Below are 21,871 nucleotides of genomic sequence, written 5' to 3'. Positions count from 1 at the left end.
CCCGGGTCAGCGCCGGGTGGTGAGCCCGTATCCGTAGGGGAACAGCGGGTCGTACTGGGCGTCGCCGATGTTGATCGGCTCCTGGGCCTCGCTGCGGGGCCAGGTGACGGGGAGCTTCCCGGTGAAGGCGCGCTTGCCGAACAGGACGTCGGCGACGCCGTCGCCCTCGCTGCCGGGGAGCCAGGACATGACGAAGGCGTCCGCCTTGGGCAGCTGGTCGGTGATGATCTGCGGGCGGCCCGCGACGTCGAGGACCACGCACGTACTGATCGCGGAGCAGACGCGGTCGATGTTCGCCTGGTCCTTGGCGGAGAGGTTCAGGGTGTGGCCGCCGTTGCCGACGTCTCCGACGCCTTCGGCGTAGGGGGTTTCGCCGACGACGACGATGCCGACGTCGTGGCCGGCGGTGGGCGCGGTGGCGTCGGCGCTGTAGGTGACGTCCTTCGCCTCGTGCTGGATGCCCTGCAGGATCGTGGTGCCGGGGAAGGCCTTGTTTCCGGACTGGCCCTGCCAGGTCACGGTCCAGCCGCCGGCCTGGTTACCGAGGTCGTCGGCGTTGACTCCGGCGACGTAGATGCGCTGGGAGGGCTTCAGCGGCAGGGTGTGCCGGTCGTTCTTGAGCAGCACCTGGGATTCGGCGACGGCTCGACGGGCGACGGCGCGGTGGGCGGGCGACCCGACCGTGTCGATGTTGGCCCGGTCGGTGTAGGGGTGCTCGAACAGGCCCAGCTCGAACTTGGCGCGCAGAATGCGCGAGACCGCGTCGTCGATGCGCGCCGTCGGGACGCGTCCGGCCTGGACCTCGGCGGCGAGCGCCTGCTCGAACTGCGGGGCGTTGTACGGCTGCATGAACATGTCCATGCCCGCGTTCACGGACGTGCGGACCTGGGTGGCGAAGTCGCCGGGGAGTTGGCTGATGGCGTCCCAGTCACTGATGAGGAACCCGTCGAAGCCGATCTTCCCCTTCAGCACGTCGGTGAGCAGCTCCTTGCTGGCGCTCATCTTGACCGGTGTGCTGCCGGGCACGTCGGTCCACTGGACGGACGAGTACGACGGCATGACGCTTCCGACGTGGTGGACCTGCACGGCGGTGACGTAAGGCGCGAGGTCGACGGCGCCGAAGCGCTGATGGCTGGTGCGGGTGACGCCCTGATCGAGAGTGTAGGTGTTGGTGGTGGAAGTGCCGTAGGTGGTGTCGCCGTCACCGGCGTAGTGCTTGACCGTGGCCAGTACGCGGTCGGGCCGGGCGAGGTCCTTCGTACGGGTGCCCTGGAAGCCGTCGATCGCGCTTTCCATCCGCTGGACCAGGGCGGGATCCTCGCCGAAGCTCTCGTACGTACGGCCCCACCGGTCGTCGCGGGCCACGCACACGCACGGCGCGAAGACCCACTGCGGCCCGGTGGCCCGGGTCTCGGTCGCCGTGATGTGCTCCTCCTCGGCGACCAGTCGGGGATCGCGCGTGGCGCCCATGCCGATATTGTGGGGGAAGATCGTGGCGCCGAGCAGGTTGCCGTGCCCGTGGACGGAGTCGACCCCGTAGAGCAGCGGGATGTGCAGGCGGGTCGCGAGCGCGCGCGCCTGGTAGCCGTCGACCATGTCCGCCCACGCCGAGGGCGTGTTGGACGCGGGAGTGGATCCGCCGCCGGAAAGCAGCGAGCCCAGGTTGAGGTCGGTGATACGCGTGGGATCGGCGTCGACCGACCCGCGTTCGGCCTGGGTCATCTGGCCGAACTTCTCCGCCGGTGTCATACGCCCGAGCAGATCGGACACGCGCTGCGCCGTGGGCACCTTGGGATTGAGGTAGGGCGGCGTACGGCTGTGCCGGGCTTCGGCCGTGGAGCCGGGCTCGGCCATGGCCGAGGAGACCGGGACCGCCGTGGCGACCAGCGCGGCGGCGGCCAGGAGGATCCCCGCCGTCCGCCGTCCGGTGGTGAGTCGGCGCGGCAGGCCGCCGTGAAAGAGCTGATGTCTCACGTCGATGCTCCTTGGGACATGGCCGCCCCGCTCCGAGCGGCCGGACTGCGGTGCGGGAACCGGGCGGTCGAAGCGCTGGCCGCCTCTGGGTCTGGCAAGGGTGCGGACGGTCGGGAGCGCTCCCCTCAACGGGCAGCGGCTGCGGCGGATCCTTCCGGACATGACGCGGAGTCATTCGGGCCAAGACGGCCTGTGTCGACCGCCTCCGAAGCAGAACCAGTACGTGGTGTGCGTGCCGGGATAGGCGCACTCACACTGCAACACATGAAGCCAGTGGGGCTGATTGGCTGTCAAGCGGTGTGCGTACGTTCAGGTTGTGAAGCCGGGGGGTGCTGTGCATGCCGGGGAGGCAGGGTGCCGGGTGCGGGCGCCCCTACGCTCCGGTGGGCATGAAGGCGACCACGTAGTCCTCGAACCCTTCATGCAGACCCCACTCCTCGCGGTCCATGGCGGCTTCGTACCTGGCTCGGGAGTTTTGTCGGCCCTTGGCGTAGACGTGGACGGTGTAGGTCGAGGCGGGGTCGAGCTGGAGGTCTGGCGCATATCCCTGGCCGCCGGTATGCCAGCCCGCAGCGGGTAGGGCAGGGCCTGTGGTGGGGCCGGACAGACTCATCCGCCCGCCGGAGACCGGCTGGTAGGGCCGCTTGCCGAGTAACTGCCAGTGCTCCGACTGTTGGACAGGCTCGACCTCGGTGAGCATGAGGGTCACCCAGGCGGCATGGGACTGCACGCGGCTGATGATCGTGAGCTGGCCGGGGGTGATGATCACAGGCTCGTCAGTGTGGAAGTCCGGTGTCTGATCGACACCCTCCAATCCGGTCTCGATGTGCTCGGTGATGTAGAAGTGCGAGTACTCGATGCTGACAACGCCGCTGACTATGTCCATCTCTGAACCGTACGCCGTAAGCCGTCATCGAACTGGCGTGAGCTGAGATCGCCCGGAGCAAGCAGCGAGTCCAGCGGATTGAGCGCCGTGGGGCCGAGCCGGGTGGCGCATTTGGAGAAGATTCGCCACCGGCATCAGTGGGGAGAGAGGCTACGCAGCGCGAGTGATGGTCAGAATGGTCCCGGTGTCCCGTGCGACCAGACGCATGGTGAAGCCGCTCTCGGTGAGGGTGTCGGTGGACTCCCGTGGGCCGTCCGGCTTGTCCGCGATGGCCAGTTGCGCGGAGATCCACTCCTTCTGGCGGGTGGTCGCCTTTCCGTTCAGCGCGATGTCCGCGCACTCCGCCAGGGTGGCCGCGACCTTCTGGGACATCGAGTTCAGTGCCATGCACTCGACGCGACGCGCTCGACCGTCGTCATCGCTACTCGTCCGCACCCACAAGGTGAAACCCTCCGGGAGGACCCGCTTCGCCTCCATCGGTCCCTGGCCGTAGCGGCCCGGCCGGTGGACTTCCATTCCCCATCGTGTGGCGATCCTGCCCATGGTCGCCTGCGCGGTGGGACCGGGGAACGCCGGGGAGCTCCATGTCTTGGTCGGCGAGGGTGCGGGCGTGGCAGAGAGTGATGATGACGGGTGCGTGGTCTCCGCGGGCTTGTCTGATTGATTGTCACTGGTCGTACAGCCGCCCAGTAGGAACATCGAACATGCCAGCAGGCCGCCGACCACACGTATGCGGAGGGGGTTACGGACTGATCCTGGCTGGCTGGGGCGCTCACTCATGAGGCGCCACCTTAGCCGCACCGCTTCGGTGAGTGTCACGGCGTCAGGGAGGCGGATCGAGGAGTGAGGTGCCGAGGTCGGTGCGTTGGTAGAGGACCTCGCGTCCGGATCGTCGGGAGGTCACGAGACGGCAGCGGCGGAGCACGGCGAGGTGGTGATTGGCCGTCGGCGGGGTCATTGCCACCAACGTGGCCACACTGGTGGTGGACAGCGGCATGTCCAGATGGGCGAGGATCTTGGCGCGGGTGCGTCCGACGAGTTCTTCCAGGGGTGTGCCATCGGTGTCGGGCGCTGCGGTCCAGACTTCCCCAGTGCCGCGTGCGGGGTAGCCGATGGCGGGTGGGGAGTTCTCGTTGTACAGCACGCTGAGGTGCTGGCCGAACACGGTGGGCACCAGCAGTACGCCCTGGTTCGTGACGGGTCGTTGGTAGCGCAGCGGCTTGCGTACGTGGAGGGAGTCTCCGCGGTATCCGAGGTCCGGGTGGATGTCGTCGAACAGGGCCGTCAGCCCCCCGGTGGTCAGGCAGTGGGCGCGATGGGTGATGTCGGCGTCGAGCAGGGATCGCAGTCGGGGCCACACCGGATGGAGTGCGGCGCGCCAGTAGGCAGCGAGCTGATCGACGAGCCGGGCGAGATGGTGGGTGGCGTCGTCGTAGAGCGGTTGCAGGGTGGGTGACACCGGCGCGGAGCCCCGTAGCTCGTCAATGCCGGCGCGGACTTGCTCGCTCGTGGTGGCCCGTACGGTGTCCAGCTCTTCCTCGAACGTGGGGGCGGCGCGGGTGGGCGGAGGGCACAGGAAGTCGGGCAGTGCATGAGGTGTGCCGGTCAGGGCGAACAGCAAGTCGAGGTCGAGGGGCCGGATGTGCCCGAGCATGGCGTCCAGCCACGGCCGGTGCAGGGCTCGGCGGCGCGGGTTGTGGAGTACGGCCAGGCTGTGCACGGTCTCTTCCAGAGGGGACCGGGCGAACCTGATGAGCGACAGGTCGGTGCCGCTCAGTCGTATCTCGATCACGGCGGAAGATTAGAGCACCGTCTCATCGTGGAGCCAGGGCCCGCAGTCGAGCAGTCTTTCCCCGTCGCCACAGGGCGACACCCACGCCAGGCGGCCGCCGCTACGGCGCGCCTGCGGGTTCGGGAGCCGATGGTTCGGTCTGCCGCGCGCGGCCGAACAGGGGCAGGGAAAGGACGGGTCGAATGTCGAAGAACGTACTGCGTCGCGCCGCTTTGGGTCTGGTGTCCTTGGCGATGGCGTGCACCGCCTCGTTGATCGGGACCGGTACAGCGTCCGCGCAGCACAACTACCCCGGCATGCTCTACCAAGGTGAGAGCCTGGACCGCGGCGAGTACATCGAGACGCGATACGGCAACTGGAACGACCAGCGCATCTACCGTCTGATCATGCAGTGGGACGGCAACCTGGTCCTCTACAAGACGTACCAGGGGAACCAGACGGTCTGCTGGGCCTCCCACACATGGGGCTCCGACGCGGTCCACGCCGTCTACCAGACGGACGGGAACTTCGTGCTCTACACCGCCGGAGGCACCGTGCCGTGGGCCTCCAATACGGTCGGCAAGGGCGGCCAGACCGTGAACATCAACAACTTCGGCGGCCTCTACGTCGGCTACACGCGGATATCCAGCAACTGCGGCTGACCGCCGAGCGCCTGGGGCCCGTACTGACGCGGAGCCCCAGGCGCTCTTCTGGGCAGCGGAATGTCAGCGGTAACTCCTCAGCGTGAGAACGGCTTTGGGGTATCACGCCGTGATGGCGGCCATCAGTTCGTCGCGTCCGCAGGTGCCGGTCTTGCGGAAGACCGCGCCGAGGTGGTCGTTGACCGTGTGCAGGGACAGGCCGAGGAGCCGGGCGATCTGTTTGGGTGCGGAACCGTCCTGCAGGTACGTGATGACCTGCCGTTCCCGGTCAGTGATCTTGTGCCAGTCGCAGAACGTGGGGAGCAGCAGCGTGCCGGTGGCACGCTGGATCGTGATGGCGATGTCGCCGTTGTCGCCTAGCGGTTGGGCTTCGAACGCGGTCCACTGGCCGTGCCCGATCAAGGGCGTGCACACCCTGGGGTAGCGTCGGCGCGGGTTGCGGGCATGTTCGCGCGCCTCGAACGACAGGGCCGCGAAGCAGTACTCGATGAGCCAGTCCGGTGCCGCCTGCTGATGCGCCATCACGGTCTGCCACGTCCGGGCCTGAGGTGTCCTCGCGGCGACTTCTCCCTCGGCACTGACGACGAGCATGCCGGGCGGCAGCTCGTGCCGCCTGCCCGTGGGCGCGACGGGCCCCTGGGTCACGTAGCCGCGCAGCGCGGCGATCAGCGGCGGCCCGACGTCGGTGATGCGATGCGTGTCAGCAGCGCCGAACGGCCGTCCCACGGCCCGCTTCAGGCCGAGCAGTCCCCACACACCGCGGCCGTCCCGCAGGACCAGGCACAGCTCTTCCCCGAACCCGTACCGGGCGAGCAGCCGGTCGTACCAGCCCCCGCGCAGGCCGCGATCCGCCACCACCGGCACGGTCTGCCGTGCCAGGCGGGCCAGTTGGGGGGAGGCCGCGCCCCGGCTGCCGACCCTCATCAGCTCACGGCCGATATCCGGCCCGTACCCGTGCCAGAACCCCAGCGCGCTCGCGCCCACCCCCAGGGACGGGTTCATCACCATCAACCGCAACGCGTCGTGCGCCACCACCGGCGCGATCACCCGGGACAGCTCCGCCCCGGTCTCCTCGACCCCGGCGCCCGGCACCAACACCTCGCGCAGGTCGCGGCACAACCGATCCCCCGCCAGTATCACGCCTCCAGTGTGGGCTTCCACACGCCGGGCCCACCAGCGCATTGCCAGCCGTCTCCTAGGGGGCGGACCGGCGCCCGGTGAGGCAGGTGCCGACGAGAGGCGTGGCGGCCTTCTCCGGCCATCCGGCCACCGAGGCAGCCGGACGTACGCACCGAGGCGTCCGCCCAGCCAGTTCGACGCGGCCGCCAGGGGTCTGCTGCCTCACACGCCGTGGCCTGCCCGTCATGGTCTACCCCGGACAGTTCAGCACCCTCGCCGAAATCGCCGCCGGTCGCCATCCCCAAGCCCCCGACGAACTCCGCGACCTGACCTTCGTCTCCCTCCGCCTCCAAGGCCGGTAGCAGCCCTCCCCCTTGCGGGGCACAACGCCAGACCAAGGCAATGAGAAGGTCAAGCGCTCCCCATCCAGGTCAAGATTCACTCTCGTACGGAATTCATCGGAGTCCACCGGAATAGTCGCCTGGGGAAACGGGTTTGAGGTACACGTACCCGCTGCCGCCGCCGACCACATTCCGCCTCCGGAGGCCCCGTAATGTCCCAGCCGACGACCGACCAGCTGGCCGCCCCACGCGGCATACGCGGTGTCGTCCCCGTACTCGCCTTCGCCGGCATCACTGTCGCGGTGATGCAGACGCTGCTCGTGCCCGTCATCAAGGACCTGCCGGAGCTGCTCAACACCTCCCCCTCCAACGCCACCTGGGTCATGACCTCGACGCTGCTCGCCGGCGCCGTGGCCACCCCGATCATGGGCCGGCTCGGCGATCTGTACGGCAAGCGCCGCATGCTCCTGGCCAGCCTCGCCATCATGGTGGTCGGCTCGCTGATCGCCGGATTCACCAGCGAACTCCTCGTGATGATCGTCGGCCGGGCCCTGCAGGGCTTCGCCATGGGCGCCATCCCTCTCGGCATCGGCCTGATGCGCGACGAGCTGCCCCGCGAGAAGCTCGGCTCGGCGATGGCCCTGATGAGCTCCTCCATAGGCGTCGGCGGCGGACTCGCGCTGCCGCTCGCGGCCCTGGTCGCCCAGCACACGAACTGGCACACCCTGTTCTTCGGCTCCGCGGGCCTCGGCGTGGTCGCCATCCTGCTGACCCTCCTCTTCGTACCCGAGAGCAAGGTCAAGGCGGAGGGCACCTTCGACGTCTTCGGCGCCCTCGGCCTCTCCGCGGGGCTGATCCTGCTGCTCCTCCCGATCACCAAGGGCAGCGACTGGGGCTGGGGATCGACCACCACGCTCGGCCTGCTCGGCTCGGCGGTCGTGGTCCTCGTCCTGTGGGGCGTGATGGAGCTGCGCGTCCAGGCGCCGCTGGTGAACCTGCGCACCACCGCCCGGCGCGAGGTGCTGCTCACCAACCTCGCCTCCATGATGGTCGGCGTCGCCTTCTACGCCATCTCGCTGGTGCTCCCGCAACTGCTCCAGCTGCCCTCGGCCACCGGGTACGGCCTCGGCCAGTCGATGGTCGTGGCCGGTCTGTGCGTGGCACCGCTCGGCCTGACGATGATGCTGACCGCTCCGCTCTACGCCCGCCTCTCGGCCAAGTACGGCCCGAAGACCACCCTCATCCTCGGCATGCTGATCATCGCGGTCGGGTACGGGGCGGGGCTCGGCCTGATGAGCGCGGCCTGGCAGACCATCGTCGTCTCGATCGTCGTCGGCGCGGGCATCGGCCTCGCCTACTCCTCGCTCCCCGCACTCATCGTCGGTGCGGTCGACCCGTCCGAGACGGGCGCGGCCAACGGCCTCAACACCCTGATGCGCTCGATCGGTACGTCGGTGTCAAGCGCCGTCATCGGCATGGTGCTCGCCAACACGTCGAAGGACTTCGGTCCCGTCGCGCTCCCGACCATGCACGGCTTCCGCGTCTCCTTCCTGATCGCGACGGCCGCGGTCGCCGGTGGGCTGGTGTTCGCCGTCTTCCTGCCGAAGGGCCGTCCGACCGCCCAGCCGCAGCTTCGGGCCAGCAGCGAGGAGGACGCGGCGCTCGAACGGGCCACGGAGGCACTGGCGCCTTCTACCGCTGCGCCGTCGGCGCGACCGTAGTCGAACCCGTACGCCGCAGACCCGCCCCGTGGCCCGGCATTCCGGACGGGCCACGGGTCAGAGGGTGAGGAGCCGCACGACCAGGGCGGTCACGGTGCCCCCGGTGAACACCGCCCCCAGCACGGTGAACAGCAGGTCGACAGCTCTCGTGTCCCAGCCCTCGATGGCGAACCGGTCCGGGGCTTGCGGGTCGTATCGGACCATGACGTGCGCCCCCACGCGGAAGCCGCTTCCCACGGTCCCGCGGCCGAATCTGGACGCGTACTCGCAGGCGCGCCCGTCCTGTGCCGTCCAGGCCGCGACCGGGTAGTGGAACCTGGCACCGTCGTCGTTGCGCTCGACGTCATGGCGGACGATCCGCGCCTTGGCATTGACCCCGCCGAGGCGCAGCGCCTTGGCGCGGCGGAGCCCGTACACACCGAAGCAGAGGAAAGCCACGCCGATCGTCAGCGGTATGAGACTGAAAAACCATTCACGTTGCATGTGTTGCCCGACGCCTGGGGTGGGACATTGGTTGCCGACTCTATGACAAGCTCGCGGTCCGCTACGTCGCGGCCCGGTCGGACTCGCTGCGAAGCACGCAGAACTCGTTGCCTTCCGGGTCGGCGAGGACTGCCCAGCCGGAGCCATCGGGATTCCGGTGATCGGTGACGAAGGTGGCACCGAGGCCGAGCAGCCGTTCCACCTCCTGCTCACGCGATGTCTCCGGGCGCAGACACAGATGGATCCGGTTCTTGATCGTCTTGGCCTCGGGCACCTGGTTGAAGTACAGCACTGGGCCCTCCGCCAGCAGCACCTGAGTCTCCCGGTCCCCCGGTCTGGCATCCGGATCGATCGGACGACCCGTCACACCGCTCCAGAACCGAGCCAGCTCATAGGCATCCGCACAGTCGATCGCCACGTTCTGCAATACCGAAACCATGTGCGCGAGCCTTCCTCACTTCCGCTCAAGACGCCACAGAGTTGCGCTCAGCCTGCGCGCACACCACTCAGTCGCGTGGCAGCGCTTTCGCTGGACGGCCTAGCCGAGTCGGCTCAGCACCGCGGCGATGTTGGCCCGGTACGTCCGCAGCGCGCGCAGCGCGGCGGCGTAGCGGTCGCGGTGTTGGGTGATGTCCGCGGCCTGCTTCTGGGCCCGTACCGCGTGCCACACCTCGGTGGTGTGGTGGCGGCGCTTGCAGATGACGTCGGCGGCCGCGGTGGCCCGTTCCTGCCGCGTGCGGAGGGTGTTGCCGTCGCTGCCCCGCTGCCAGGCGTTGTCGGTGTAGGCGGCGAGGGGGTCCGGGTAGCGGGTGAACCCTTGCTCTGCCATACAGCGGGACCACACCTCGAAGGCCGCGCGCAGACGGGGGTCGCCCTTGACCGCCTTGTCGACCTCGACCGCCCGCTGGCCGGCATAGATCCAGTCCTTCTGTACGTCGATGCCGCGCATCAACTGCCCGTCGGCCTCGGCGTTGCATGCGGGATCGTCCGCGTACTCGGCGTTCGTCATCCGGCGGCCCTTGGGCTGGGAGACCCAAGATTTCTTCGGGTCCCAGCCGTAACCCCAGCGGCGGGCGGCGGCCAGGTCGAGGGCGCCGTAGTCGGTGCTGACCGCGGCGGCGACGATCGGGTCAGTGGGGTAGCGGGGGTCGAGCGGGAAGTCCGGGTGGCCGCGCTTCGCCATGCATTGGCGAATCAGGAGCGCCGACGCCCGCTGGGCCCGCTGGTAGTCCTGGGACGTGGAGCTGTAGCGGTCGGCCGGGAGGGGGCCGGGACCCGACGCCGTGCCCGTTGCCTGGGAACGTTCCGGGCCCGAGGCGCAGACTGCCGCCAGCACCGCCATCACTGCGGCACCCGGCCGCCACCACCCCCGTATCGCCATGTGAAGCGATGCTAGCGGGCGGGGTGCGCACGGTCGGACGCACCCTCGCTATTCAGACGGCGGCGGGGCAGGCTACGTCGGTGCTCACCCGCGTGCCGTAACCCCCGTCACCTGGCCTTCTCCAACGAGTAGATGAAGCTCGTCGCCCGGCCCTCCTGCAGTACGAAGGCCTGCTCCTGCTCTTTCGCCCGGCCGCTGATCACATCGCCCAGCAGACGGGCGTGGAAGCGGATGTAGGAGGTTTCGGTGAAGGCGAGGTGACTCCGTACCCGCTTCGACACCTCGTGCAGGTTCCAGGCCGGGATCCCGGGATAGAGGTGGTGCTCGGCGTGGTAGTTGGTGTTCCAGTTGAGGAAGCCGAACCACTTGCTTTCGGTGTAGACCGAATTGGTGTTACGCCAAGGGTTGTCGGTCCGCTCCGCATAGTAGTGCTCGGGCATGATGGAGAAGTTGTTCACGACCCAGGCGATGCAGGTCGGCATGATGTACACGGTGAGCATCACCATGGGCCACAGGATGGTCAGTACGGTGGCACAGGCGATCCACAGAAAGAGGATCCAGGTGTCGCGGCGGATCGCGGAGCGGGCCCGGTCGGTCTTGACGAAGTAGGGGTACCGGTGCGACAGCGAGGCCACCGACATCCGCAGAAAACCGATGAAGTAGTCCACGTTGATCATGGCCACGGCGTACTGCCACAGCGTGGTGATGACGCCGTCGGGTTCCGGGTCCTCAGCGGTATGGGTGTTGCGGTGGTGGTGCATGTGGAACACCCGGTACATGGCGCTGTTGATGAGGAGGAACGTGCCGGCGACCTGTCCGGCGATGCGGTTCCCCCGGTAGGTGTTCATAAAGGTGCCGTGCGAGGCGCAGTGCAGCAGGTTGTGCAGCGAGGCGATCACAAAGGCGCCCAGCACCCAGCTCAGCCCGATGGCCCACCAGGTGTCGATGGCCAGGGCCCCGGTCACGGCGATGCCGTACAGCAGGGCGTGTACCGAGGAGCGGCGCAGGGCCATCCCGCTGGAACGGCGGGTCAGTTCGCGCAGTTCGGCCGAGGAGAAGACGTCGTTGCGATCGAGGTGGGCGTTCTCCTGTGGGAGTGTCATTCCTGAACCTCCAAGAGGGTCGAAACAGCGCATGGATAAGTCGGGGGCGGACCGCACCCCACCGAGGAGGCCCCGGGCGCGGTGGCCTGATGCGTCGCCGGATCGGCGGAGAAGAGCTGTTTGATGTGTGCTCTGCCGTTACGGCCTGCGAACGCCCTCTCCGAGCTCGGCCTCACTCGCAAGCTACAGATTTCGATGCCGAAACAACACCCCCTCCCTGTCGATACGTTGACCAGGAGCGCCCGGCGGGCATGGCCAAATGGCCATGCCCGTAGTTCCCGTGGAATACCGGCCCCTCACTCCATAGACTCGATTCACGACCCCGACGGAAATACTGACTCCTGGGCAGGTGAACCTTGCTGGTGCGCGCGGTTGAAGATGTCGTGGGAAGCGAATGCGACGTGGACTGGGGTAACGGAAGGAGCCGACGAATACTCGTCCAGGCCGACAAATTGGGTTTCGGTCTGACCGAGACCTATGTACAGCCCGGCAGCGAGTCGTACCTGCGGTACGACAACCACCAAGAGGTCTGCTATTGCGTGTCCGGCTCCGGTTCCGTGGAGTCGGAGGACGGCGTCTTCGAACTCAGGCCGGGGATGCTGTACGCCCCGGGCATGGGCGAACCGCACGTGCTGCGCTCGCAGCACGGCATGACGCTGATGTGTGTCTTCTCGCCGGCCCTGCACGGTTCGGAAACACACCTGCTCACCCCTGGTGTGCATTCGAGTTACTAGGGGCGGGCCATGGCTGAACCGATCCGGCGGACACACCGGGTCGGTCTGCCTCACGTCAGCACGTTGTACGCGCACCCGCACGCGCACACCAAGACCCTGAGGCAGGAGAGCATGCCCGAGACCATTGACCTGGTGATCCCCAACGTCGTCGAGTTCAACCAGAAACGCCAACTGCTGGAGTTCGACCCCGGTGTGGAACGCGACCTCGTCGAACACGGTACGGGGCTCACCGACCAGTGTGTCTTCTGGAGCACCGGGAACCGCGTGCTCGTGCTCCCCGCCGGCTACTCCACGGAGTGGCTCGCCGACGTCCACACCGGCCTGGGCAGCACCGTCGCTCCGGTCGTGTCGCCGACGCCGCGCACCGGCCGCCTGGTCCACGACCTGCTCAACGACGACCGCGCGCTGGCCGCGCTGCACACCGCGACCAGCGGATCGCGCGTGGTGCGGTTCCTGTCCTTCGGGGCGTCGCCCGAGCTGTACGCGTTGGCGGCTCTCCTGCGCAGTCAGGGGCGGGACGTGCGGTTGGACGTCGCCGAGCCGCAGCACTACTGGTCGTGCGAGTACCTCGAATCGAAGCTGAGCTGTGTCGACCTCGCCTCGCACATCCCGGGGTTCCGCGTGCCACGGGGTATCTCGGTCGCCAGCTGGGAGCAGCTCGAAGGAGCGGTCACGGCCGTCGTGGGCCGCGGTGGCCGGGCGGTGGTCAAGAGCATGTACGGCGTCGGCGGTTACGGCTCCGCCGTCGCACGGCCCGACGCCGACGGAACCCTGCGACGGTTCTGGCAGTCGCTGCGGCGCGACCCCTTCTTCGGCACCTTCCCGCTCACCGTGCAGGACTACATCGAGCATGCGGCCGACTGCCCGGCCGTGGATGTCCTCGTCGGTGGCGGCGAGCAACCGCGGATGGAATACAGCATGCTCGGCGTCGACGGACTGCGGTACCGCAGCCTGGCCCTCGGCCCCGGAGTCGTCGATCCCGACGTGGAGGAACGGCTCTCCGCCCTGGGGAGAGCCGTCCATATTTTCGCCGAATCCCTGGGGTACCGGGGCTGGTTGACGATCGACTGCCTGCTCGGCGTCGACGGGGAGCTCTACGTCACCGAGATCAACGCCCGGCGCTCCGGTGCCATGCACGCGGTCGCCCTCGCGGAGCGGTGGGCCGACCACACCCCGGTCGCCTACACCCATGACGCGATGCCGCTGCGGCTCACCGGGACCGCGTCGTACACGGCCCACGTCCGCCCCGTATTCGAGGAACTGTGGGCACGGGGCATCCGGGCCTACCCGTCGACCGTCAGGGCACTTGCCGGGCACCGGCCTTCACTGGGCATCGTCGTGTGCGCCACGAACGCGGCCGAGGGCGAGCGCATCGCCGAGGAGGCACACCGCGCCGTCAACGCCGCCGTGGCCGGAGACGATGCGGCCTCGGCCAAGCCGACCGTCGGCAGCCGCGCGTAAGCGAACTCGAACGCGAAGGGCACCTGGCCGGGGCAGATGCCCCCCAGGCGCCCTTCTCGGCGCAGCAGCTTCGAGCTCAGTCCTACCGTGAGGTCTCCGCCGGGCGGTTGCCCGCGCTCGGAGTGCCGCAGCCCATCTCCGCCAGGAACTCGGCCTGAACCATGGGCGTGGCATTGTCGAAGAGGCGGTTGAGGAGTTCTCCCTCCCATTCCACCGCCTCGACCTCATCGATCCCGTACTCCGTCAGGATCCTTCCTATGGCCTGGAGGGCGAGCAGCGAGTATCCCCCCATCTCGAAGAAGTCGCTGTGGTGGACGTCGATGGACCCGGCCTCCACTTCCAGCACCTGTGCCCAGATCCTGCGCACCACTTCCGCCGCCGCCTGTGCGTCGCCGCCCGGCTTGTGCGGTCCGTCCGCCGAAGTGGCGGAGACGTCGGGCTTGGTGGGGCTGGTCAGGTTGTCCGTCACGGTTCCTCCAGGGGTCGCGATGTACGGCTGAACGCCGGGGGCGGGAAGGGACGTCGTTGGTGCATTCGGCCTCGGGGCTTCGCCGGAGCCGACGTGCTCACGGGATCAGCACCACCTTGCTGGCCTCGCCGGAGTCGAACAGCCGGAACCCCTCCGCGGCCTCGGCCAGGGGCATCCGGTGCGAGATCAGGAAGGTGGGGTCGACGCGGCCGGCCCGCACCAGATTCATCAGCGGCTCGAAGTCGCTGATGGGGTCGCCGACGGCGAAGCGCAGCGTGATCTCCTTGGCGAAGGCGAGCCGGGTCGGCAGGGGCATGGCCTCGGAGGCATGGGCGCCCACGGCGCACACCGTTCCGCGTGGCCGTACGACGTCCAGCGCGGTCAGCAGTGCGGCGTCGGTGCCCACGGCTTCCAGGACGGCGTCCGTGCCGCGCCCGTCGGTCAGGTCGGCGACCTGTTGGTCGACGTCGGGCGTGGCGGGCACGGGGCAGGCGCCGCGTTCGGCGGCCAGTTTCCGTCGGCTCTCCAGCGGGTCGATGGCGAGCACGCGAGCGGCGCCCAGCACCCAGGCGGCCTCCAGGGCCAGCAGGCCCACGGGGCCGCAGCCGACCACCGCCACCGTGGCCCCGGGGCGCACCTCGGCACCGACCGCGCACGCGTAGCCCGTGGCGAGTACGTCGCCGATGAACAGCGCCCGCTCGTCGCCGACGTCGTCGGGGATCGGGAACAGCACGGTGTCGGCGAAGGGAACCCGTACGTACTCGGAGTGTCCCCCGTCGTAGGCCCGTGTGCCCACCACGGTCGAGTAGCCGAACAGGCCCACCCGGTCGCACTGGTAGTGCCAGCCCCGGCGGCAGGAGCGGCAGTGCCCGCACGCGATGATGTCCGAGGCGACGACCCGGTCCCCGGGCCGGAGACCGCGCGCTTCGGGCCCGGCCTCCTCGACCACGCCGGTGAACTCGTGGCCGGTCACGGTACCCGGCGTGAAGGCGTCGATCTCGCCGCGGAACGGGTGGAGGTCGGTGCCGCAGATCGCGCTGCGCACGACGCGGACGACGGCGTCGCGCGGTTCCTCGATACGGGGCATGGCGATGTCGTCCGCGACCGCCGCCGTGCGTGTGCCGTGCCATCGCAGGGCTCTCACGCCTCCTCCTGGGATCCCTTGATGCCCCAGGCGAAGAGCCAGCGCCGGGGCACCTCGGTCAGCTCAAGCCGCTCGAAGGTGGCCCGCAGGCCCTGAGTCAGCGCCTCGGAGCCGAGGGCCAGGTCGCTGATCCCGGTGGCCCCCTCCACGAACACCGAGTACGTGCACAGGGCCTCCCAGTCCTGGAGGGTCCACGGGTACACGGCCTCCTCGGACTTGGTCTGGGAGAACCCCGCCTCGGCGAACAGCTCCTCGTGGCGGTGTGGAGTGAGGGTCTGAAGGGCCACCGGCTTGCTGCGGGCCAGGACGAGGTCCTCGCCCCTTTCCCGCAGGGCGTCGCGGGTGGCGCGCAGCCAGTGTGCGTAGAAGGGCCGGGTCTCGGGGAGCACGGCTCCCTCGTAGAAGAGGGTGTTGAGGACGCAGCGCCCGCCCAGTGCGAGCAGCCGGTGGCAGCCGGCGATCACGGGGCCGCGCTCGGCTGCCGGTATCTGGTGCATCACGTTGCTCAGGACGGCGACGTCCACCGGTCCGGTCAGGGATTCGACGTCCTGCGCGCGCCCTTGCACGAAGCGCACTTTGGGGTCGCGCAACCGTTGGCGCGCGATGGCCAGTTCGTGCTCCGAGGGGTCGATGCCGATGATGGCGCTGACCTGCGCGGAGCGTTCCAGGAGCAGTTGGGTGGCAAGGCCCGAGCCGCAGCCGACGTCGGCGACGACACCGCCGTCCGGGGCCTCGCAGATGGCGACCAGACGCTGGGTCACGTCGCCGTACAGGGGGCGGCGCGACATGGCGTCGAACTCGTAGCCGCGGGAAAAGGTCATGGCACCTCAAGTCATCGGTTCGAAGGGGGAGTCGGTGTGGCTCGGGGTGCGGCGCGGGCGAGCAGCCGCGCCGCCGTACCGCCCATGAGGGCCGCGTACTCGCGCGGCGAGAGCGGGTCGCTGCCGTGCGGCCACAGGCCGGGGTCCCGGGCCAGCTCGGCCATGCGGGTCACGGACCCGGTCATGGAGGCGAAGGGGAAGTCGGTGCCCCACAGGAGCCGGTCGAGGACACCGCTGTCGCGGGCGTGGGCCAGTGCCCGGGCCACGGTGGCGGGCGGCTGGTAGGAGCCGAAGATGGACAGGTCCGCGTGGAGGTTGGCGTGCCGGGCGAGCAGGTCGACGCACGGCCGGGTCCAGGGGGTGCCGAGGTGGGCGAGGATCACCGTGAGGTCGGGGAAGTCCCGGGCCACCTGCTCCACGAGCAGCGGGGAGAAGAACCGGGCGTCCGCGTTGCGCGACGGTGTGTATCCGGTGTGGATCAGGACCGGGAGGCCCAGGTCCATGGCCGTCTCGTACACGTCGTACCACCGCCGGTCGGCGGGTGACATGCGCAGGTAGCAGGGGGCGGTCTTCAGCCCGCGCAGGCCGAGGCCGGTCACGGCCTCGCGCAGGCGCCCGGCCGCGCCCGGGACGCCCGCGTCCACGGAGGCGAAGCCGGTCAGCCGGTCGGGGTGGCGGGCGCACAGCTCGGCGACGAACTCGTTCGGCACCGAGAACCCCTCGACGCGTTGTACGTCGAAGGCGAGCAGGAAGACACGGTCGACGCCCGCGGCGTCCATCTCGGCGAGCAGTTTCGCCTCCGGCGCGGACAGGTCCTCGGGTGCCAGGTCGGTGGTGGCGGTCATCTGCTCGGCGAAGCGGGCCGAGTAGTGGCGGTAGTACTCCCCCGCGTGCACATGCGCGTCGACGATCACGTCTGTCGCTCCTCGGGCCGCTCCCGCCCACCGGGGTGCCGCGCCGTGGCGTCGCCGGGCCAGAACAGCAGACGCACCCCCTTGGGCTCCAGGCGCAGGGGCTCCGTGGTCTCCGGGGTGCCTTCCACCGGTCGGCGCCGCAGCGTCGTGTCCACCGCTTCGGGAGCGTGGTTGATGACCACGGCGCAGCGCTCGTCGCCGCGTCCGAGCACGGTGACCTCCACCGACGGGTCGTCCGCGGTCAGCGGCACACGTACACCCGCCGCCTCGGCGACCGCCTCGTACAGCCGGTGCCAGGCGACCTCCTGGAGGCGGTAGGGGGCGTTGAGCTGTGCCTCCAGCGGGGCGTTGAGGTAGTAGGCGCTCCCCTCGCCCAGGCGGTGGCGGGTCAGGGCGGGCGAGCCGTCGGGGAACGCGGCCAGGGTCTCGGCACCCGCCGCATCGATCACCGGGATCGGGCCGGGGTCCCAGCGCAGCGGGAAGCGTACGCCCGTCCAGGTGAACTCGGCGTGGGTGTCGTCGGCCCGGGTGAAGTCCCGCACGCGAATGCCGAACAACTCCTCGTCGCCCGCGGCGTCCAGCAGGCTGCCGGTGGAGTACAGCAGAACGCCGCCGGAGGTGACGTACCGCGCCAGGCGGCGGCGGTCGGGCAGCGACAGCTGCCGCGCCGAGGGGCAGATCAGCAGCGCGTGACGCTCCAGATCCGCGTCGCGGCCGGTGAACTCGTATGGTAGGTGGGCCTGTTGGAGGAGCAGGTGGGCGTAGAAGGCGGCGGGCGCGTCGCTGCCCGAAGGCGTCAGGTAACCGGCCTCGTCCTGCGGCTCCGGCTCGGGAATGAAGACACCCACCGGGGCGGGCAGCGGCCTGAACCCGGCCAGCTCGCCGGTCACGCGCCGGGCGAACGTCCGGTACTCGGCCAGGGCGGGTTTCTCGCGGCCGTCCGCGTCCAGCAGGCCGACGCGCCGCTCGTTGGGCCGCAGCGCGTAGGGCTTGCGGTCGGTGGTGAAGTCCTGCCAACACCAGACGGCGGTGCCGACCGCGCCGGCCGCGAAGGCGGAGTGGGACGCGGCCCGCAGATACCGCGCGGCCGTACTCTCGTCGCAGCCGTAGCTGCCCATCTCGTCGACGTACACGGGCCGATGGGCGCGCCCGCGCCGCACGAGGTAGGGCAGGAAGGCGGTGGCCTTGCGGGCCGCGACGGACTCGATGTGGAACGGTGTCCACACCGGGAACCCGTGCAGTCCCACCAGGTCAAGGGGCTCGGCGTGCTCCGGGCGGAAGGCATGGCCGCCGAGCACCGCCGAGGCCTCGTTGGCCTGGAGGACCAGCGCGTTCGGGTCGGCGGCGCGGATGGCTCCCGCGAGCATCCCCCACCACGCCCGGACCTCGTCGGCGCCGAGGGCGGCGGACGACGCGGAGTCGACGTGGATCACCTCGTCCCCGAGGTCGTAGGCGAGGATGTTCGGCGCGTCCCGCAGCTCGGTGGCGATGTGGTGGACGAAGGCCCGCTGCCGCTCGCGCAGGTCCGCGTCCCGCCACAGGTCCCGGCCCTCGCGCCACGGCGGGTCGAACCACTGGCCGTTCATCCAGATCGTCAGCAGCGAGGGCAGACACGTCAGACCGTGCCGATGGGCGCTCCGGGCCAGCTCCCGCAGCCGGTTGGTCATCTCGGGGTCGTAGACGCCTTCCTTGGGTTCGAGGTCGGCCCAGAAGACGAAGAACCGTACGGTGTTCAGTCCGGCGGCGGCCATCCGGCGGAAGTCGTCGTCGATACGGGCGCCGTCCCACTCCCGCCAGTAGTCGCAGCCGGTGGGCGAGGGGTGGTAGTTGACCCCGACGCTGACGAAGGGGCGCCCGTCGCGGTACAGGGCGCCGTCGGAGAGCGTGACGCGGCCACCCTTCACGGTGTCTCCTGCCATGCGGCGCTCACCGCTTCGACGACCTGGCGGACCTCGGCCGCGCCGATGCCCGGGTGCAGCGGCAGCGAGAGCTGACGTGCCATCACGTCCTCGGTGACCGGCAGACGGCACGGCTCGTCCTCCTGGCGCTCCCGGTAGGGGGTGAACAGGTGGGTGGGCGGGTAGTGCACGCCGGTCTGGATCCGCGCCGCGCGCAGCCGGCCCTGAAGCGCCTCGCGGTCGGTGCCCTCGGGTAGCACCACGGCGAACAGGTGGTGGGCGCTGTCCTCCACGGGCCGGTCGGCGAACGGCACGGTGAGCCCGGGCAGTGAGGCCAGTCGCTCGCGGTACATCCGCACCGCGTCCCGTCGGCGGGCCTGTGCGGCGGGCAGGGCCTCCAGCTGGACGCACCCGATGGCACAGCCGATCTCCGTGGGTCGGTAGTTGAGGCCCAGGGCGTCGACGTCGTACAGCGAGGATCCGCCTCGGTCGCGCTGCTGGGCGCTGACGGTCAGGGCGTGCGAGCGCAGCCGCCGGATGCGCTCACTCACGACGGGGTCGCGGGCGACCACCATGCCGCCCTCGCCCATGGCCAGGTTCTTGGTGGCGAAGAAGCTGTAGCAACCGATGTCGCCGACCGTGCCGAGCACGCCGTGGACCGAGTCGGTGACGGGGGCGTGGGCGCAGTCCTCGATCAGGGCGAGGCCGTGCGCACGGGCCAGCCGGGAAAGGGCCGTCAGATCGGCGGCGTAACCGCCGTAGTGCATGGCGACGATCGCCCGGGTGCGCGAGGTGATGCGGCGGGCGGCGTCCTCGGGGTCGATGCACAGGTCGTGCGGGCCCTTCACGTCGGCGAACACCGGGGTGGCGCCGCACAGCGCGACAGTCGCGGCGGCCGAGACGAAGTTCAGCGACGGCAGCACGACCTCGTCGCCCGGGCCCAGGCCCAGAGCCAGGACGGCCAGGTGCAGGGCGGCCGTGCCGCTGCTGACGGCGACCGCGGACCCGACACCCAGCGCGGCCGCGTACTTGCCCTCGAACTCCTCGGTGACGGGCCCGGCCGACAGCCACCCGGACCGCAGGACGCCGCTGACCGCCTCGATCGCGGCCGGCCCGATCTGCGGACGGTACAGCGCGATGTCGAAGGCCGTCATCCACCCACCACCTCCTGCGAGGCGCCGCTCCCCGCACACAGCGCGGCCGCGGCGCGACGGCCCAGGTAGCGGGCCCGGTCGGCGCGGAACGCGGCGGCGGCCAGGTCCAGTTGCTCGGGCGTGCCGATGTCGTGCCAGTCCCCCTCGATGACATGGCCCTCGATGCGCTCGCCCTCGGCCCGGGCCCGGTCGAGCAGGGCGGGCATGTCGTGCCGGCCGCGCGGCGGCAGCAACCGCAGCAACGACGGCTCCAGCACATAGATGCCCCCGCTGACCAGGTAACTCAACCGGGGCTTCTCGCGGAAGTCGGTCACGCGCCCCTCCTCGTCGAGTTCCACCACGCCGTGCGCGATGTCGATGTCCTGGCGGCTGAGCGCGACCGTGGCGGCGGCCTGGGACTTCTTGTGGCGCCTGACCAGGTCGGCGAAGTCGATGTCGGTGAGCAGGTCCGCGTTCATCACCAGGGTGGAGTCCTCGAAAGGCGGCAGCAGCGCGAGCGGGCCCGCGGTGCCCAGCGGCTCCTCCTCCTGGAAGAAGTCCAGCTCCACATCCGGCGAACAACTACCGCCGAAGCTCGCCTTGATCATGTGGGCCCGGTAGCCGAGGGAGAGCGACACATGGGTGAAGCCCGCGCGCTCCAACTGCGTCAGGATGATGTGCAGGATCGGTATGCCGTCGATGGGGATGAGGGGTTTGGGGGTGGCCAGGGTGGCGGGCCGCAACCGACGACCCTCACCTCCGGCCAGGACCACTGCTTTCATCGGACGTTCTCCGTTTGCTTCCGGGCGGCGATCAGCGTGCGGTAGACGGTGTGGACCCGGTCGGCGACCGCGTCCCAGCCGAGTTCACGGCGCACCTTGTCGTAGCCGTGCTCTCCCATGGCGCGGCGTTCGGACGGGTTGCCGAGGAGCCGGTTGACCGCCTCGGCGACGGTCCGGGCGGTGGGGCGGACGAGCAGGCCGTCCCGTCCGTGGGCGACGACCTCCGTACTGCCGAGGAAGGTGGACGCGACGACGGGTTTGCGACAGGCCCACGCCTCCACGTAGACGAGCGGGAACAGGTCGACGGTGGAGGGCACGCACAGCAGCTCGCAGGCGGCGAGGGCGCTGTGCTTGGCGTCCTCGTCGGCCATGCCGAGCTCGATGACGCGGGGGTCGGCGTGCTCGGCGAACCGCTGCGCGCAGTCCTCGTCCCAGCGGGGTCCCATGAACACGAAGGTGGTGTCGGGGTGTTGCTGCCAGACGTGCTCGGTGGCCTCCAGGAGCGTGACGTAGCCCTTGGAGCGCGTCTTGCGCCCCAGGAAGAGCACCACGGGTCCTTCGATGCCGTGCTCGCGGCGGAACCGGGCGGGGTCGGGGGTGCCGGGCAGGTGTGGTCCCTGGCCGATGATGTGCAGTCTGGAGGCGTTGACGCCGGCGTCGCGGAGCATGCCGCGTTCCGCCACGGACAGGGCGAAGACGGCGTCCGCGCTGCGGCAGCCGTCGAGTACGGTCTCGCGGTCCGGCCAGACGTCGGGGGCGGAGGCGGGGGTGACCGCGAACGGCACGTCCCAGGCCCGGGCGAGGTCCAGGCCGGCCGCGATGTCCTGCGGGTGGAAGGCGTCGATGGCGTGGACCACGTCCGCCCGGTCGGTCTCGTCGGGCGTGGCCGGAAGCGGCTGGATACTCACGCCCGCGCCCCGCATGAAGGTCGCGGTGTCCTCGTCGACCTGGTGGGTGTACACGCCGGCGTCCCAGCCGAGCCGGCTCATCGACGCGGCGAGGTACTGCGTCATCAGTTCGGCTCCGGCACGCGCCGGGAAGTAGCCGCGGTGGACGTACCGTACGCGCACGCCG

The 21,871-nt window shown here is 69.8% G+C and carries 20 protein-coding genes and 1 pseudogene; 4 read left to right on the top strand and 17 right to left on the bottom strand.

Annotated features, from left to right (window positions below):
- Positions 1 to 15: 15 nt before the first annotated feature.
- The 4 genes and pseudogenes from IE252_RS17525 to IE252_RS17510 form a co-directional block, all read right to left on the bottom strand.
- Positions 16 to 1,899: pseudogene (locus IE252_RS17525) on the bottom strand (glycoside hydrolase family 3 protein); the annotation flags it as partial.
- Positions 1,900 to 2,347: 448 nt separating this feature from the next.
- Positions 2,348 to 2,860: a hypothetical protein gene (locus tag IE252_RS17520; RefSeq protein ID WP_190090360.1), complete on the bottom strand. Its 513-nt coding sequence runs from the start codon at positions 2,858 to 2,860 to the stop codon at positions 2,348 to 2,350.
- Between the two features lie 150 nt (positions 2,861 to 3,010).
- Positions 3,011 to 3,247, bottom strand: coding sequence for a hypothetical protein (locus IE252_RS17515; RefSeq protein ID WP_190090359.1), 237 nt, complete (start codon positions 3,245 to 3,247; stop codon positions 3,011 to 3,013).
- 436 nt (positions 3,248 to 3,683) lie between these two features.
- Positions 3,684 to 4,652, bottom strand: coding sequence for an ArsR/SmtB family transcription factor (locus tag IE252_RS17510; RefSeq protein WP_190090358.1), 969 nt, complete (start codon positions 4,650 to 4,652; stop codon positions 3,684 to 3,686).
- Between the two features lie 182 nt (positions 4,653 to 4,834).
- On the opposite strand from IE252_RS17510, the gene IE252_RS17505 reads away from it, so the two are divergent.
- The gene (locus IE252_RS17505; protein WP_190090357.1) at positions 4,835 to 5,293 is read left to right on the top strand and encodes a hypothetical protein; all 459 of its coding nucleotides are present in this window, start codon (positions 4,835 to 4,837) and stop codon (positions 5,291 to 5,293) included.
- Between the two features lie 102 nt (positions 5,294 to 5,395).
- Here IE252_RS17505 and IE252_RS17500 read toward each other — a convergent pair whose 3' ends face one another.
- Complete coding sequence (locus IE252_RS17500; RefSeq protein WP_229848478.1) at positions 5,396 to 6,433, bottom strand: helix-turn-helix transcriptional regulator; 1,038 nt, start codon at positions 6,431 to 6,433, stop codon at positions 5,396 to 5,398.
- Between the two features lie 532 nt (positions 6,434 to 6,965).
- On the opposite strand from IE252_RS17500, the gene IE252_RS17495 reads away from it, so the two are divergent.
- Entirely contained in the window at positions 6,966 to 8,474 is a 1,509-nt protein-coding gene (locus tag IE252_RS17495) for an MFS transporter (protein ID WP_190090355.1), read from the top strand.
- A 57-nt stretch (positions 8,475 to 8,531) separates the two neighbouring features.
- Here the strand turns inward: IE252_RS17495 and IE252_RS17490 are convergent, their stop codons facing one another.
- The 4 genes from IE252_RS17490 to IE252_RS17475 form a co-directional block, all read right to left on the bottom strand.
- Complete coding sequence (locus IE252_RS17490; protein ID WP_190090354.1) at positions 8,532 to 8,912, bottom strand: DUF3592 domain-containing protein; 381 nt, start codon at positions 8,910 to 8,912, stop codon at positions 8,532 to 8,534.
- Between the two features lie 106 nt (positions 8,913 to 9,018).
- On the bottom strand, positions 9,019 to 9,396 hold the full coding sequence (locus IE252_RS17485) for a VOC family protein (RefSeq protein ID WP_190090353.1): 378 nt from the start codon (positions 9,394 to 9,396) through the stop codon (positions 9,019 to 9,021).
- A 99-nt stretch (positions 9,397 to 9,495) separates the two neighbouring features.
- The gene (locus IE252_RS17480) at positions 9,496 to 10,338 is read right to left on the bottom strand and encodes a hypothetical protein (RefSeq protein WP_229848477.1); all 843 of its coding nucleotides are present in this window, start codon (positions 10,336 to 10,338) and stop codon (positions 9,496 to 9,498) included.
- 107 nt (positions 10,339 to 10,445) lie between these two features.
- Positions 10,446 to 11,441 carry a fatty acid desaturase family protein gene (locus IE252_RS17475; RefSeq protein ID WP_190090352.1) on the bottom strand — a complete coding sequence of 332 codons (996 nt, stop codon included), beginning with the start codon at positions 11,439 to 11,441 and terminating at the stop codon, positions 10,446 to 10,448.
- A gap of 362 nt (positions 11,442 to 11,803) precedes the next feature.
- Here IE252_RS17475 and IE252_RS17470 point away from each other — a divergent pair, with 362 nt between their 5' ends.
- Together IE252_RS17470 and IE252_RS17465 are read left to right on the top strand one after the other, a co-directional pair.
- A complete protein-coding gene (locus IE252_RS17470; protein ID WP_229848535.1) occupies positions 11,804 to 12,175 on the top strand; it encodes an ectoine synthase in 372 nt (123 codons plus the stop codon).
- Positions 12,176 to 12,286: 111 nt separating this feature from the next.
- Positions 12,287 to 13,636 (top strand): hypothetical protein, encoded by a 1,350-nt coding sequence (locus IE252_RS17465; protein WP_190090350.1) that lies wholly within the window; start codon positions 12,287 to 12,289, stop codon positions 13,634 to 13,636.
- Positions 13,637 to 13,718: 82 nt separating this feature from the next.
- Here IE252_RS17465 and IE252_RS17460 read toward each other — a convergent pair whose 3' ends face one another.
- The 8 genes from IE252_RS17460 to IE252_RS17425 form a co-directional block, all read right to left on the bottom strand.
- On the bottom strand, positions 13,719 to 14,105 hold the full coding sequence (locus IE252_RS17460; protein ID WP_190090349.1) for an acyl carrier protein: 387 nt from the start codon (positions 14,103 to 14,105) through the stop codon (positions 13,719 to 13,721).
- A 97-nt stretch (positions 14,106 to 14,202) separates the two neighbouring features.
- Complete coding sequence (locus IE252_RS17455) at positions 14,203 to 15,249, bottom strand: alcohol dehydrogenase family protein (RefSeq protein WP_190090348.1); 1,047 nt, start codon at positions 15,247 to 15,249, stop codon at positions 14,203 to 14,205.
- On the bottom strand, positions 15,246 to 16,070 hold the full coding sequence (locus IE252_RS17450; RefSeq protein WP_190090347.1) for a class I SAM-dependent methyltransferase: 825 nt from the start codon (positions 16,068 to 16,070) through the stop codon (positions 15,246 to 15,248). The genes IE252_RS17455 and IE252_RS17450 overlap by 4 nt, the downstream gene beginning before the upstream one ends.
- 11 nt (positions 16,071 to 16,081) lie before the next feature.
- Complete coding sequence (locus tag IE252_RS17445; protein WP_190090346.1) at positions 16,082 to 16,984, bottom strand: amidohydrolase family protein; 903 nt, start codon at positions 16,982 to 16,984, stop codon at positions 16,082 to 16,084.
- Positions 16,981 to 18,903, bottom strand: a complete 1,923-nt coding sequence (locus IE252_RS17440; protein WP_190090345.1) for a beta-galactosidase trimerization domain-containing protein — start codon at positions 18,901 to 18,903, stop codon at positions 16,981 to 16,983. Before IE252_RS17440 ends, IE252_RS17445 begins: the two co-directional genes overlap by 4 nt.
- Positions 18,885 to 20,036: a DegT/DnrJ/EryC1/StrS family aminotransferase gene (locus IE252_RS17435; RefSeq protein ID WP_190090344.1), complete on the bottom strand. Its 1,152-nt coding sequence runs from the start codon at positions 20,034 to 20,036 to the stop codon at positions 18,885 to 18,887. Before IE252_RS17435 ends, IE252_RS17440 begins: the two co-directional genes overlap by 19 nt.
- Positions 20,033 to 20,797: a sugar phosphate nucleotidyltransferase gene (locus tag IE252_RS17430; protein WP_190090343.1), complete on the bottom strand. Its 765-nt coding sequence runs from the start codon at positions 20,795 to 20,797 to the stop codon at positions 20,033 to 20,035. The genes IE252_RS17435 and IE252_RS17430 overlap by 4 nt, the downstream gene beginning before the upstream one ends.
- The gene (locus tag IE252_RS17425; RefSeq protein ID WP_190090342.1) at positions 20,794 to 21,867 is read right to left on the bottom strand and encodes a glycosyltransferase family 4 protein; all 1,074 of its coding nucleotides are present in this window, start codon (positions 21,865 to 21,867) and stop codon (positions 20,794 to 20,796) included. Before IE252_RS17425 ends, IE252_RS17430 begins: the two co-directional genes overlap by 4 nt.
- Positions 21,868 to 21,871: the final 4 nt, after the last annotated feature.

This window comes from Streptomyces melanogenes (genome assembly GCF_014649795.1).
GTDB classification, from domain to species: Bacteria; Actinomycetota; Actinomycetes; order Streptomycetales; family Streptomycetaceae; genus Streptomyces; species Streptomyces noboritoensis.
Note: the sequence above shows the minus strand (reverse complement) of the source record. Positions and strands in the feature narration are given on the sequence as shown.

What these genes read in the sequence shown, in the direction of transcription:
- IE252_RS17520 (WP_190090360.1), bottom strand. Translation starts at nt 2,860, where the DNA reads ATGGACATAGTCAGCGGCGTTGTCAGCATCGAGTACTCGCACTTCTAC.
- IE252_RS17515 (WP_190090359.1), bottom strand. Translation starts at nt 3,247, where the DNA reads ATGGCACTGAACTCGATGTCCCAGAAGGTCGCGGCCACCCTGGCGGAG.
- IE252_RS17505 (WP_190090357.1), top strand. Translation starts at nt 4,835, where the DNA reads ATGTCGAAGAACGTACTGCGTCGCGCCGCTTTGGGTCTGGTGTCCTTG.
- IE252_RS17495 (WP_190090355.1), top strand. Translation starts at nt 6,966, where the DNA reads ATGTCCCAGCCGACGACCGACCAGCTGGCCGCCCCACGCGGCATACGC.
- IE252_RS17485 (WP_190090353.1), bottom strand. Translation starts at nt 9,396, where the DNA reads ATGGTTTCGGTATTGCAGAACGTGGCGATCGACTGTGCGGATGCCTAT.
- IE252_RS17480 (WP_229848477.1), bottom strand. Translation starts at nt 10,338, where the DNA reads ATGGCGATACGGGGGTGGTGGCGGCCGGGTGCCGCAGTGATGGCGGTG.
- IE252_RS17475 (WP_190090352.1), bottom strand. Translation starts at nt 11,441, where the DNA reads ATGACACTCCCACAGGAGAACGCCCACCTCGATCGCAACGACGTCTTC.
- IE252_RS17465 (WP_190090350.1), top strand. Translation starts at nt 12,287, where the DNA reads ATGCCCGAGACCATTGACCTGGTGATCCCCAACGTCGTCGAGTTCAAC.
- IE252_RS17450 (WP_190090347.1), bottom strand. Translation starts at nt 16,070, where the DNA reads ATGACCTTTTCCCGCGGCTACGAGTTCGACGCCATGTCGCGCCGCCCC.
- IE252_RS17440 (WP_190090345.1), bottom strand. Translation starts at nt 18,903, where the DNA reads ATGGCAGGAGACACCGTGAAGGGTGGCCGCGTCACGCTCTCCGACGGC.
- IE252_RS17435 (WP_190090344.1), bottom strand. Translation starts at nt 20,036, where the DNA reads ATGACGGCCTTCGACATCGCGCTGTACCGTCCGCAGATCGGGCCGGCC.
- IE252_RS17430 (WP_190090343.1), bottom strand. Translation starts at nt 20,797, where the DNA reads ATGAAAGCAGTGGTCCTGGCCGGAGGTGAGGGTCGTCGGTTGCGGCCC.